We start from the raw sequence: 13,627 nt of genomic DNA on the forward strand, positions 1-13,627 counted from the left end.
GGGAAGCCTTTTTATTTTGTCCAAATAGCCACTATTCTGGCAAAAAGACGGACTATCAGACCAATAAACAGAAAAAGACAAACATCAAGCGAGATGTTTGTCTTCAATCTGAACAGTCCTTAATGGACTGTTTTTTCTTTGCCTCTTAAAACTAGAAAAGGCAAACGACAGTCCATAACGGACTGTTTTTTCACGAGCTTGAAAACAAAAGAGCGAGTTATGGTCCAGTGGGCCATTTTTTTCTTTGCCTCTAGAAATTGGAGAGGGATTTTTTGGTGCGTGATTGCCAAAATGATTGCCACTTGATTCATATTTTCAATGTTCAAACCTGATAATTTTTGTTCCTGCTAGAGCCTTTTCATTTTTTTTGCTATAATGTTGAGAGCGAATATTCAAATGAAAGTAAGAGGTGCTCAATGAACAATAGGGGAACGATCGATAGTCGAATAGACTATTCACTCATCTTGCCAGTCTTTTTTTTATTAATTACTGGTATTATAGCGCTGTATATTGCAGTAAGTCAGGATTATCCAGATAATGTCTTTCAGATGGTTGGGCAGCAAATTGCTTGGATAGGGATAGGTACTGTTGCAGCATTTTTAGTTATGTTTTTTTCAACTAAATTTCTTTGGCAAGTGACTCCATTTCTGTATATTCTAGGATTAGGATTGATGGTTTTACCGCTATTTTTTTACAGTCCTTTGTTGGTAGCTTCAACAGGTGCAAAAAACTGGGTGACTATTGCTGGAATGACCTTGTTTCAACCCTCAGAGTTTATGAAAATATCCTATATCATTATGATTGCGCGTGTCATAGTTACATTTCATAAACATTATCCAGTTCGGACCCTTCGAGAAGATTTCATGCTAATTGGCTATATGATTCTATTTACAATACCTGTTTTAGTATTGTTAGGACTACAAAGCGACTTGGGAACTTCTCTCGTATTTATGGCCATTTTCAGTGGTATGTTACTATTATCAGGGGTTTCTTGGAAAATACTTTTACCAACAGCTATCACTACACTGGTTTTAGTTGGTGGATTTATGTTGATATTTATTTCTCCTGGTGGAACAACCTTCTTACACAATCTAGGGATGGATACTTATCAGATTAATCGTATTTCTGCCTGGTTAGACCCATTTAAAAATGCTCAATCCACGACATACCAGCAAGCTCAGAGTTTGATTGCGATTGGAAGTGGAGGCTTGAAAGGCTTAGGTTTTAATCAAACTAATCTCTTAATACCCGTTCGTGAAAGTGATATGATATTCACAGTTATCGGAGAGGATTTTGGGTTCATTGGTGGTACAATTCTTATTGGACTTTATTTACTTCTTATCTACAGAATGTTGCGTGTTACAATGAAATCTAATAATCGATACTATACATATATATCAACAGGTTACATCATGATGCTTTTGTTCCATGTGTTTGAAAATATAGGGGCTGCGATAGGTATTCTCCCCTTAACAGGTATTCCTTTGCCATTTATTTCACAAGGTGGATCATCTATGGTTTCCAATCTTATTGGAATTGGACTAGTTTTATCAATGGGATATCAGTCAACATTAGCGGATGAAAAAGACAATCATCGTTCACGTAAGTACAGAAAAATCACATTACAACGATAAATAGAAAGTAGGTAGGTATGGTAAAAGTTGCGGTTTTGTTTGCTGAAGGATTTGAAGAAATAGAAGCACTGGCTCCAGTTGATATTTTCAGAAGAGCGGGTTTCCAATGTGATATGATTGGACTTACAGACATACAAGTAAAGGGCTCACATGGCATCACGGTTGAATCAGATGCTGTATTTGATGGAAATCTTTCAGACTATGATTTGATTGTCTTGCCAGGTGGAATGCCGGGATCTGTCAATCTTCGAGACCATGATGGCTTAATTTCTGAGCTTCAACATGCAGTAGAGGCAGGTAAATTTGTTGCTGCGATTTGTGCAGCACCGATTGTTCTGGAAAGAGCAGGATTGTTGAAAAATCGCACATTTACTTGTTATCCTGGAAAGGAAGAAGAGATTCAATCTGGCATTCATTTGACAGATTCTGTGGTGGTTGATGGTCAGATTATTACAAGTCGAGGTGCCGGTACTAGCTTTGACTTTGCCTATAAACTTGTAGATTTACTTGGCGGTAATGGAAAAAGTCTTGCCCAAGCCATGGTCTACAAAGGATAATTGAATGAGAAACTTGGAGTTGAAGCATATAAATTCGGCTCCTTTTTTGGTGGGATTTTTGTGAAAAATATGGTATAATATTGGGTACGATTGTAGAGTTTTTAGGCTCTTTTTTCTTCAACGACTTATCAATTTTTTGATAAAGTGTTGTGAAATGTTTAGTGCGTAGCTTAGAAATAAAGGATATAGAATGTCAGAAGAAATTAAAGATTTACAAGAAAAAGCACAGGAATATGACGCCAGTCAGATTCAGGTTTTGGAAGGTCTTGAAGCTGTTCGTATGCGTCCAGGTATGTATATCGGTTCGACATCTAAAGAGGGGCTTCACCACCTAGTTTGGGAAATTGTTGATAACTCTATTGATGAAGCGTTGGCAGGTTTTGCCAGCAAGATTGAAGTTTTTATTGAACCAGATAATTCCATCACAGTTGTGGACAATGGACGGGGAATCCCAGTAGATATTCAAGAAAAAACGGGTCGTCCAGCTGTTGAAACAGTCTTTACAGTTCTCCATGCCGGAGGAAAATTTGGCGGTGGTGGTTATAAGGTATCAGGTGGACTTCATGGCGTAGGTTCGTCAGTTGTAAACGCTCTGTCTACTCAATTAGACGTCCATGTTTATAAAAATGGTCAGGTTTATTTCCAAGAATACCGTCGTGGAGAAGTGGTTGCGGATTTGAAAGTCGTGGGTGAAACAGATCGCAATGGTACGACTGTTCATTTTACGCCGGATCCAGAAATTTTCACTGAAACGACAGAGTTTGATTTTGCAAAATTAAACAAGCGTATCCAAGAGTTGGCTTTCCTAAACCGTGGGTTAAATCTTTCAATCACGGATAAGCGTGAGGGAATGGAACAAACCAAAGAGTATCACTATGAAGGTGGTATTGCTTCTTACGTGGAATACCTCAATGAAAACAAGGATGTCATTTTTGAAACACCGATTTATACCGACGGTGAAATGGATGACATTACCGTTGAAGTTGCTATGCAATATACAACGAGTTACCATGAAAATGTGGTCAGCTTTGCAAATAATATTCACACTCATGAAGGTGGTACTCATGAACAGGGGTTCCGTACCGCATTGACCCGTGTTATCAATGACTACGCTAAAAAGAATAAAATTCTGAAAGAGAATGAGGATAACCTTACTGGTGAGGATGTGCGTGAAGGTTTGACAGCTGTTATTTCTGTCAAACATCCTGGACCTCAGTTTGAAGGGCAAACCAAGACTAAGTTGGGTAACAGTGAAGTTGTAAAAATTACCAATAGACTCTTTTCAGATGCTTTTGGAGAATTTCTTTTGGAAAATCCTCAGATTGCAAGAAGAATTGTTGAAAAGGGGATTTTGGCAAGTAAGGCACGTATTGCAGCCAAACGGGCGCGTGAAGTAACCCGGAAAAAATCTGGACTTGAAATTTCCAATCTTCCAGGTAAATTGGCAGATTGTTCGTCAAACGATGCTACCAAGACAGAGCTCTTCATTGTGGAGGGGGATTCTGCGGGTGGTTCAGCAAAATCTGGTCGTGATCGTGAATTCCAAGCTATCCTGCCAATTCGTGGTAAGATTTTGAACGTAGAAAAGGCCAGCATGGATAAGATTTTGGCAAATGAGGAAATCCGTAGCTTATTTACAGCAATGGGGACTGGCTTCGGTTCAGATTTTGATGTGTCCAAGGCCCGTTATCAAAAACTGGTTATTATGACCGATGCCGATGTTGACGGGGCCCATATTCGTACCTTGCTGTTGACACTTTTTTATCGTTACATGAGACCGATTGTCGAAGCAGGTTATGTGTATATCGCCCAACCACCGATTTATGGTGTTAAAGTTGGTAGCGAAATCAAAGAATATATTCAACCGGGAGCCAATCAAGAGCAGGAATTACAGGAAGCCTTAGAAAGACATAGTACAGGCCGTTCCAAGCCAACTATCCAACGTTATAAGGGGTTGGGAGAAATGGATGATCATCAGTTGTGGGAAACAACAATGAATCCAGAGAACCGTCTGATGGCACAAGTTTCAGTTGATGATGCAGCAGAAGCAGATAAAATTTTCGACATGTTAATGGGGGATAAAGTAGAGCCTCGTCGCGAATTTATTGAAGAAAACGCTGTTTATTCTACATTGGATATCTAAAAACTGAAAAAACAAGTGCATGAACTAGAGGAATATGGTATAATTAAGCGATATATTTCTAGTAAATACTATGAATTAAGGAGATTTACATGCCTACAGGAACAATCATCTTAATCGTTTCGATTGTTATTATTTTAATCATTGCCTATGTAGCTTGCTTGATTGTTCGTAAACGAAATGACAACCTATTGGTTGCGCTTGAAGAACGCAAGGAAGAGCTATTTAACCTCCCAGTAAATGAAGAAGTTGAAGCTGTAAAAGCTCTTCATTTGATTGGACAAAGTCAGGTTTCATTCCGAGAATGGAATCAGAAATGGGTTGACCTATCACTCAATTCATTTGCAGATATCGAGAATCACATCTTTGAGGCTGAAGGCTACAACAACGCTTTTCGTTTTATCAGTGCCAAAAATGCGATTGATAGCATAGAAAGTCAAATTGACCTAATCGAAGAAGATATCGATTCCATTCGTCATGCTTTGATGGAATTGAGAGATCAAGAAGTAAAAAATTCTGGTCGTGTCAAGCATGCCTTAGATTTGTTTGATAGTTTACAAGCAGAAGTTCGTGAGAAAGCTGAAATTTATGGCGATACCCTTCCAGAGCTTGAGAAACAGTTGAAGAATATCGAAGTTGAGTTTTCAGAATTTGTCATGCTCAATTCTTCAGGTGACCCAATTGAAGCAGCTGAAATCTTGAACAAGACTGAGGAACATATGATTGCCTTAAATCAAATTATGGATAGAATACCAAGTTTGATTGAAAAGGTTACAAATGACTTCCCAGAACAGCTGGAAGATTTAGAGTCTGGTTATCGCAAGTTGGTTGAACAGAATTATCTCTTCACTGAAGCTAATATTGAATCTCAGTTCCAAAATATCCGAGTTTCTATTCGCGAAAATACTGCTTTGATTGTTTCATTTGATTTAGATGCGGCTGAGATTGAAAATGATGGAATTCAAGCTAAAATCGATCATTTGTACAAAGTCTTTAACCGTGAAATTGAAGCAAATAAAGAAGCGGTTAAAATTAGTAAAAATCTTCCTAAATTTTTGGAACATGTTGTTAAAAATACAAATTTGTTAGACGAAGAGAGTCAGCGTTTAAATGCTAATTATATGTTAGCGGACAGCAAATTGACTCGTATTAGTCAATTGAAAAAACGTTTAGAAACAATTGAACTTGTTGTAACTGAAAGTGTAGAAGACATTGAAAATCCACAAGTTGCTTATACAATTTTAGAAGAGCGTTTAGAACACTCACTATCTAGCTTGAAAGAAATTGAAGAAGAACAACTTGTTTTGGCTGACTATCTTAAATCACAAGAGCAATCTGAAAGCACTGCTCGTAAGAAAGCAACATTATATATCAATAAATTGCATACACTGAAGCGTTACATGGAAAAACGGAATATCCCTGGTATACCAGGTGAGTTTTTGACCAACTTCTTTAGAACAAGTGACCATGTTGAAGCATTGATTTCAGAATTGGATTATAAACGAATTAACATTGAAGTTGTGAATCGTTTATTGGAAAATGCAACTTATGATATGAATCAGCTGGAAGAATTGGCTTATTTAATCGTTCAAAATGCAACATTAACAGAACAGCTCCTACAATACTCTAATCGTTATCGGTCAACTGATGAAGCTATTCAACAGGCCTTTAATCGCTCATTAGAAATTTTTGAAAAAGAGTTTGACTATCAAGCAGCATTTGAAGAGATTTCATTTGCATTGGAGACAGTTGAGCCAGGTGTAACTGAACGATTTGTTCGTTCATACGAAAAAACACGTGAAGCAATTCGTTACTAAATAAAAAGCTGCTTGGCTTTTTATTTTTATATAGAAAGGAATTTTAAAATGACAACTGGATTACTAGTTATGGATGTTGATTCAACTTTGATTTTAGAAGAGGGAATTGATCTACTTGGTGAAGAAGCAGGAGTAGGGGAGCAAGTTGCAGCCATTACAGAACGTGCTATGCGCGGAGAATTGGATTTTGAAGAGGCACTACGTGAACGAGTATCCCTGTTGAAAGGGCTTCCGATTTCAGTCTTTGATAAAATTATGGAAAAAATCCACTTTACTCCAGGTGCAGTTGAACTTGTTAAAGAATTAAAAGCGCGTGGTTATAAGGTCGCAGTCGTTTCAGGTGGTTTTCATGAAACAGTTGATCGACTAGCTGCAGAGTTAGAATTGGACTATGTCCGTGCCAATCGTTTGGAAGTTGTGGATGAAAAATTGACAGGTCAAGTTTTGGGGGAAATTGTCACAAAAGAAACCAAAAAAGCCTGTTTAGAAGCTTGGGCGGCTGAAAATGGCTTGGACTTATCACAAACGATTGCTATGGGGGATGGTGCCAATGACCTTCCAATGATTCAGACAGCTGGAATAGGTGTGGCTTTTTGTGCCAAACCAATCGTACGAGAACAAGCTCCATTCCAAATCAATGAAAAAAATCTCTATAAATTAATAGAGATTTTAGATAGAAAATAATGAGAAGTCAGCTAGATGCTGGCTTTTTCTAGTCCTTATTAAGCAATATTTTTTGTAAATCAGTAATGGTTTCGACGATTGTTGTAGCACCAGCTTCTTCCAATTCCTGTCTATTTCCGTAGCCATAGAGGACTCCGATAGAATCTAGTTGGTTGGCAACAGCGCCCTCAATATCATGTTTACGATCCCCGACCATAATGGTGGTTTGAGGCTTGTAGTCTGTTTGTTTTAAGGCATAGTAGATAACATCTGACTTACTAATTCGACTATTGTCCAGACTTGCTCCAGCTATGATCGCAAAATAATGGGCAATGCCGAAATGTTCGAGAATTTGCTTTGCGAAAATCTCAGGTTTAGATGTAGCAATAACAAGTGTTTTTCCAGCTGCTTTCAACTCTTCAAGCAGAGGGATTATTCCAGGATAGAGTTGGTTTTCAAACATTCCTTTTTCTTTAAAATAGATGCGAAAGTCATCAATAGCAGTTTGAGTCTCTTCTTGATTTAGCTGATAAAATCGGGGAAAAGATTCGTAGAGAGGTGGACCAATAAAGTGTTGTAAATTAGCCACATCAGGTTCCACAATACCTATTTGTTCCAGAGCATAGGCGACCGAGTTTAGGATACCTTGACCAGAATCTGTTAGAGTACCATCAAGGTCGAATAATATGGTTTGATACATAGGCACCTCCTTTGATTTATTATATCATATTTTAAGGAAATCAATGACTCAACTTGAAAGACTCAAGAAGGAGTGCTACAATTTATTTAGAAAGGTGGGATTTCTATGCGTATTCTAATTGCTCCAGATTCCTTTAAAGAATCTCTTTCAGCAACAGATGTCGCTCAAGCGATTAAGCAGGGATTTTCGAAAGTATATCCACAAGCGAGTTATGATTTGCTTCCCTTGGGTGATGGTGGCGAAGGTACTGTTGACAGTTTGATTCAAGCCTTCTCTCTCGATGTCAAAGAAACATATGTAACGGGTCCATTTGGAGACAAGATCAACATTCGCTATGCGATGAAGGACGATCTTGCAGTTTTTGAAATGGCTGAAATTGTTGGGCTTGCAAGTATTCCAATTGGCAAAAGAAATCCACTTTTTATCAAAACACAGGGAATGGGAGAGCTAATTGTAGAACTTGTTCAAAAAGGAGCCAAGCGAATTTTCATTGGTATAGGTGGCTCTGCTAGTCATGATGGTGGGATTGGAATGGCTTCTGGACTAGGAGTTAAGTTTTACGATCAGGAGGGAGAAGAGGTCGAGCCAATAGGTGCACATTTAGGTAAAATAAAGAGCTTTTCGACTGAGGAAATGTTGATAAACTTATCACAGGTCAGCATTGATTTGGTAACAGATGTGGACAATCCCTTATGTGGCCCTCAGGGAGCTACTTATGTTTTTGCAGGTCAGAAAGGCCTTGCCTCCACTGAGTTTAAACGTGTAGACGAGGAGATGGCTAGGTTTTATAACATTGTCAATTCCGAAATACTTGATGTAAATGGAGCAGGTGCTGGTGGAGGTATGGCAGCAGGCTTGGTTCAATTTGCTGGTGCACGTATTCAAAAAGGCATCGACTTTGTATTGGACCAGTTGGACTTTGATCAACGTGTTGCTCAGGCGGATCTTGTTGTGGTCGGAGAAGGTCGGATGGACGCCCAGAGTTTGGCAGGAAAAACTCCTGTCGGTGTGGCAAGACGAACACCTACGGGTATTCCAATTATCGCCATTTGTGGTAGTTTAAAAGATGATCTTCCCGATTTTCCTTTTGAAAATATCTGCGCCGTATTTCCTATTATCTCTGAAGTGGATAGTTTGGAAAACACGCTCAAAAATGCAGAAAAAAACCTGATCCGCACATCGGAACAGGTGGCTAGAATTCTTCAGTTAGGAGGTCAACAAAAATGGAATTTGTGAAACATGTGGCCGTTGTCCTATTAATTATAATTTGTATTCTAAAGCTAATATCCTTTATGAGACTTTCCAAAAATGAAAGCGGAACAGAAATAAATCTAATAAAGGCAAATGGAGTAATGTTCTTTTTCAATGAAAAAAATGAAAGAGGCAGATTGCTAGGAATTCTTAGTCTAACCGGTATTATTCTCGTTTTAGTATGTGTCCTACTTTATTGATAATAAAGACTAACCAAATAATTTTTTCCAAAAGGAAGGTTTTGCATCTTCCTTTTTTTCTTCTAGCTTTGAGATAAGGTTTGGGAAGGTAGCTTCTAGGCTAATCTCTTCTTGATCGACTGCATGATCTGTATGAAAGACTAATGCATAAGGGCAGTTGGCTACTTTTTCATCGATGATAGCAGTAGTAATACCAATGGTTTGAGCAACTTTCATCAAGGAAATTTGTTGCTTGTCCGATAATAATGGTGAGAGCTTGAGGTAGAGTGGGGAATAGGAATTTACCAGTTTTTGGCAGATGTTTTCAAATTGATTCATAATAGCTTCTTTTGCTAATTCGTCGAATGTGATAACTAAGACAACGCGTTCGCGGTAGGTCCCCATGTATTGACGTTGCTCATCAGGGTTTAGGCGAGATTCGCCAGAAGCTTTTTGTAGGATAGTAGTATGTAAATCTGTCATAGTTTTAGTATAGCATAAGCCACTCAAAATGCAAGAGAAGGCGTTTACATTATTTCTTTCTGTAAAATAGCCTGTTTTTTCTTGAAAAATCCCTTATTTTAGGGTATGATAGCAATGTAACAATTTTAAACTCAAAGGAGAGTAATATAATGTCAATTATTACTGATGTTTACGCTCGCGAAGTCCTTGACTCACGCGGTAACCCTACACTTGAAGTTGAAGTTTATACTGAATCAGGTGCTTTCGGACGTGGTATGGTTCCTTCAGGAGCTTCTACTGGTGAGCACGAAGCAGTTGAGCTTCGCGACGGTGACAAATCTCGTTACCTTGGTCTTGGTACTCAAAAAGCTGTTGACAACGTGAACAACGTGATTGCTGACGCTATCATCGGTTTTGACGTTCGTGATCAACAAGCTATCGACCGCGCTATGATCGCTCTTGACGGTACTCCTAACAAAGGTAAATTGGGTGCAAACGCAATCCTTGGTGTTTCTATCGCTGTTGCACGTGCAGCTGCTGACTACCTTGAAGTGCCACTTTACACTTACCTTGGCGGATTCAACACTAAAGTATTGCCAACTCCAATGATGAACATCATCAACGGTGGTTCTCACTCAGACGCTCCAATCGCTTTCCAAGAATTCATGATCTTGCCAGTTGGCGCTCCTTCATTCAAAGAAGGTCTTCGTTGGGGTGCTGAAGTATTCCACGCTTTGAAGAAAATCTTGAAAGCTCGTGGTTTGGTAACAGCTGTTGGTGACGAAGGTGGTTTTGCTCCTAAGTTCGAAGGAACTGAAGACGGTGTAGAAACAATCATCGAAGCTATCGAAGCTGCTGGTTACGAAGCTGGCGAAAACGGCATCATGATCGGTTTCGACTGTGCGTCATCTGAGTTCTACGACAAAGAGCGTAAAGTTTACGACTACACTAAATTCGAAGGCGAAGGCGCTGCTGTTCGTACATCTGCAGAACAAATCGACTACCTTGAAGAATTGGTTAACAAATACCCAATCATCACTATCGAAGATGGTATGGATGAAAACGACTGGGATGGCTGGAAAGCTCTTACTGAGCGTCTTGGCAAACGCGTTCAATTGGTTGGTGACGACTTCTTCGTAACAAACACTGACTACCTTGCACGTGGTATCAAAGAAGGTGCTGCTAACTCAATCCTTATCAAAGTTAACCAAATCGGTACTCTTACTGAAACATTTGAAGCTATCGAAATGGCTAAAGAAGCTGGTTACACTGCCGTTGTATCACACCGTTCAGGTGAAACTGAAGATTCAACAATCGCTGACATCGCAGTTGCAACTAACGCTGGCCAAATCAAGACAGGTTCATTGTCACGTACAGACCGTATCGCTAAATACAACCAATTGCTTCGTATCGAAGATCAACTTGGTGAAGTTGCAGTCTACAAAGGCTTGAACTCATTCTACAACTTGAAAAAATAAAATCATTTGATTTTGATAGGCTGTAAAGCCTTGATATAAAGCACTTTAGGTCCCTTTCCTAGAGTGCTTTTTTGATTTTACTACCCTTTTTACTACCCCTATCTTATTTTTGGTATAGTAAGAGGGTAGTCGCTAATAGCGACACCCTTATTTTTTATAAATTGCTGATAGCTGTTTCAAAGATTGAGACGGCTTTTTTTGCGTTCTCCTTGGTGGCGTGAACGTATGTATTTAAGGTCATGGAGATATTTGAATGACCCAGCCGATATTGTAAGTCTTTCACTTCCAAGCCAGCATATAACATAATAGTTGCGTGAGTATGGCGGAAGCCGTGGAAACCAATATCAGGCACGCCAGCAGCCTTGAAGTGTTTTTGTAGCCGTTTGCGTAATAGAGTAGCATAAGCGTATTTGGTAGTAAATGGAGTGAATACAACATCCACAGACCGCCCCAGAGTCCAAGCATGAGCCTGCTGACGCTTTTTGTATTGCTTGAGCAACAACACAGTAGCCTTGTCTATTTCAATATCCCGAAGCCCTGATTTTGATTTTGGGGTATTTGTTTCTTGGTAACGATTGAGCGTTTTTGTTACGCTGATTGTGCCAGCTTCTAAGTCAATATCAGACCACTCCAGAGCCAGAGCCTCACCGATACGGCAACCAGTGGCCAGTAAAATCTTGTAAAGAACGTAGTCAAAGAAAACGCCATAATTTGACTGATCCAAGCTATCCAGGTACTCAAGAAATTGTTTCAGTTCCTGATTGCTGAAGAACTTGACTTTTTGCTCCTTATTCTGCTGTTTACGTGGCACGATAACATCACGGGCGGGGTTATGTTGCAGCAGTTGCATCGTCACACCATACTGAAGAATGCGACGGTTGACATTATTCAATAAATTGTAATTAGCAAACGCCCCACTAACACCACTATTGGCAGCATTGGCCCATTTATTGATTTGTTGCTGAATGATAGGTGTTGTCAGTCTATCCAGCTTGTAATCACCAAAGGCAGGTAATATATGTTTTCTGATAGTACCTTCCATGGATTGCCTAGAATTTGGCTTGATAGTATTCTTGTAGCTATCCCACCACAGATCAACAAGCTGTTTATATGTTGTAATTGTCGGCTTGTCTTTAACTGTATAGCCATTAGCAACAAAAGCATTGATAGCATCACGAGCTTTTAGTCTAACACCTTTTTGGGTGGTTGCTGTAACAGTTGTACGGGCTTTCTTGCCCGTCAGTTTGTCCACTCCAAGATAAACGCTAGCATAGTAAACTTTTTGACCGTTCTTTTTGATTTTATCTTTGATTTTCATGTATTTGTACCTTTCTTTCCATCAGCAGGCAAGGCGCGTGGTTTTGTTAGGTATTTATACATGAAAAGACTTGATTAGTTTTTATCAATTTTAATGGTTTTATGTTTTATTAGCTGATTTTCTAAGATATTTACGGTATAACCAGAAATATCTATGTTTTCTAAGAGGAATCCCATTTTTAATATTTGTTCTAATATTTTAGGTTCAATCTTAGAACGTTGACGAATATATGTACTAAAAGGGATAACCTCGGATGGTGTAAGATAATCAATACTTTGTAAAGACGAATTAGGAATATCATTTCCAAAGAAATTGAAAAATCTTGATGTACTTATATCGTCAAGATACAAAGTTTTTGTTGGCTCGTTAAGTATAGCCAATAATGCGGTATATAGTTTTTTTTCTTTGTAGGTCAGTTTATACCCAAAATAAAAATATTCCCTGTTTCTAACACCTCCGAAAAGAGAATAGTCAAAGTTAGATAAGTCATTTTTCAGTATATTTCCTTGTAAATCTATTGATTGTTCGATAGCTAATTTAATAAATTTTTTGATCGTTTCGTCTGAAATTTGATAATCAACTTTAGAAATGGTATTTTTAGCAATCTCTAATGCTTTATCTGTTATATTATCGTGTAAGGAATTGTACTCATCGTAGTTTTCCATACTCTTTGGAGCAAGCTCCATTATTTTTAAGTGTAAATAAGTATCATAGTCACCATAGAGTAGTTCATTTACAGTTAGATTTGCAGATTTTGCAATTTCTTTGAGCCTTTCTGGATTTGGTATGGATTGGCCTTTTTCCCAACGGGAAACTAGACTCTTGTCAGCATTTAGTGTAGAACCGAATTGCTCCAACGTATCTCCTCTAGCTTTTCGAATAGAGCTGATACGCATTCCAATAGCTTTTTTATCGATTTTCTTCATTACAAAAATATATCCTTTCAATTATATTGTAACAGGAAAGGTTAAAAAAATCCATCAAAAGTTGTAAAAAGTTGCACTTTGTTCTTGACAATATTTTCCAAGTGTCTTATAATTGTTGCATAAAGTGACGAAAGGAGGAGTTCAATGTTTAACCCAGATAAAGTTAGAGGTTATAGGAATATGCTTGGTAAAAATCAAGAACAAATGGGAAAAGTTCTTGGAATTAGTAAGCAAAGCTATTGTAACAAAGAAAAAGGTCATGTTCCTTTTAAAGATAGTGAAAAACTTATTTTTAAAAATTTACTTTTGCCATTGTTCCCGGATATTAGACTTGAAGATATATTTTTTTAAGCAAAAGTTGCATAAAGTGACTCTGTTTTTTATTCGATACAAAAACATACTAAGATTAGTAGTGAGGAAATCTCCGACGGGAGAAAGTACTCACTACTTTTTCTTTATGATAAAGTAGAGGTGTCTTGTTAAGTCGTAGGGCTTTTTGACA

The 13,627-nt window shown here is 38.3% G+C and carries 12 protein-coding genes; 8 read left to right on the top strand and 4 right to left on the bottom strand.

The features are described 5' to 3' along the window. Positions 1-416: 416 nt before the first annotated feature. The 5 genes from C1E99_RS05150 (at position 417) to serB (ending at position 6,832) form a co-directional block, all read left to right on the top strand. Positions 417-1,634, top strand: a complete 1,218-nt coding sequence (locus C1E99_RS05150; RefSeq protein ID WP_105106818.1) for an FtsW/RodA/SpoVE family cell cycle protein — start codon at positions 417-419, stop codon at positions 1,632-1,634. 17 nt (positions 1,635-1,651) lie between these two features. After that, the gene (locus tag C1E99_RS05155; RefSeq protein ID WP_105206817.1) at positions 1,652-2,191 is read left to right on the top strand and encodes a DJ-1 family glyoxalase III; all 540 of its coding nucleotides are present in this window, start codon (positions 1,652-1,654) and stop codon (positions 2,189-2,191) included. 190 nt (positions 2,192-2,381) lie between these two features. Then, positions 2,382-4,334 (top strand): DNA topoisomerase (ATP-hydrolyzing) subunit B, encoded by a 1,953-nt coding sequence (gene gyrB / locus C1E99_RS05160; protein WP_105206818.1) that lies wholly within the window; start codon positions 2,382-2,384, stop codon positions 4,332-4,334. 89 nt (positions 4,335-4,423) lie between these two features. After that, positions 4,424-6,148 carry a septation ring formation regulator EzrA gene (gene ezrA, locus C1E99_RS05165; protein WP_105206819.1) on the top strand — a complete coding sequence of 575 codons (1,725 nt, stop codon included), beginning with the start codon at positions 4,424-4,426 and terminating at the stop codon, positions 6,146-6,148. A gap of 48 nt (positions 6,149-6,196) precedes the next feature. Further along, positions 6,197-6,832 (top strand): phosphoserine phosphatase SerB, encoded by a 636-nt coding sequence (gene serB, locus C1E99_RS05170; RefSeq protein ID WP_105206820.1) that lies wholly within the window; start codon positions 6,197-6,199, stop codon positions 6,830-6,832. Positions 6,833-6,860: 28 nt separating this feature from the next. Here the strand turns inward: serB and C1E99_RS05175 are convergent, their stop codons facing one another. Beyond that, the gene (locus C1E99_RS05175) at positions 6,861-7,511 is read right to left on the bottom strand and encodes an HAD family hydrolase (RefSeq protein ID WP_105106813.1); all 651 of its coding nucleotides are present in this window, start codon (positions 7,509-7,511) and stop codon (positions 6,861-6,863) included. A 105-nt stretch (positions 7,512-7,616) separates the two neighbouring features. Here C1E99_RS05175 and C1E99_RS05180 point away from each other — a divergent pair, with 105 nt between their 5' ends. Further along, positions 7,617-8,747: a glycerate kinase gene (locus C1E99_RS05180; protein ID WP_105206821.1), complete on the top strand. Its 1,131-nt coding sequence runs from the start codon at positions 7,617-7,619 to the stop codon at positions 8,745-8,747. Positions 8,748-8,971: 224 nt separating this feature from the next. On the opposite strand, the gene C1E99_RS05190 is transcribed toward C1E99_RS05180, so the two are convergent. Further along, positions 8,972-9,424 carry a DUF1694 domain-containing protein gene (locus C1E99_RS05190; RefSeq protein ID WP_105206826.1) on the bottom strand — a complete coding sequence of 151 codons (453 nt, stop codon included), beginning with the start codon at positions 9,422-9,424 and terminating at the stop codon, positions 8,972-8,974. A gap of 149 nt (positions 9,425-9,573) precedes the next feature. Between C1E99_RS05190 and eno the strand changes: the two genes are divergently transcribed. Beyond that, a complete protein-coding gene (gene eno, locus C1E99_RS05195) occupies positions 9,574-10,881 on the top strand; it encodes a surface-displayed alpha-enolase (RefSeq protein WP_002935704.1) in 1,308 nt (435 codons plus the stop codon). Positions 10,882-11,035: 154 nt separating this feature from the next. On the opposite strand, the gene C1E99_RS05200 is transcribed toward eno, so the two are convergent. Beyond that, positions 11,036-12,199, bottom strand: a complete 1,164-nt coding sequence (locus C1E99_RS05200) for a tyrosine-type recombinase/integrase (protein ID WP_105206823.1) — start codon at positions 12,197-12,199, stop codon at positions 11,036-11,038. A 74-nt stretch (positions 12,200-12,273) separates the two neighbouring features. After that, entirely contained in the window at positions 12,274-13,125 is an 852-nt protein-coding gene (locus C1E99_RS05205; protein ID WP_105206824.1) for a helix-turn-helix domain-containing protein, read from the bottom strand. Positions 13,126-13,269: 144 nt separating this feature from the next. Here C1E99_RS05205 and C1E99_RS05210 point away from each other — a divergent pair, with 144 nt between their 5' ends. Continuing rightward, positions 13,270-13,476 carry a helix-turn-helix transcriptional regulator gene (locus tag C1E99_RS05210; RefSeq protein ID WP_105206825.1) on the top strand — a complete coding sequence of 69 codons (207 nt, stop codon included), beginning with the start codon at positions 13,270-13,272 and terminating at the stop codon, positions 13,474-13,476. Positions 13,477-13,627 lie beyond the last annotated feature (151 nt).

Source organism: Streptococcus suis (genome assembly GCF_002964045.1).
Classification (GTDB): domain Bacteria; phylum Bacillota; class Bacilli; order Lactobacillales; family Streptococcaceae; genus Streptococcus; species Streptococcus suis_U.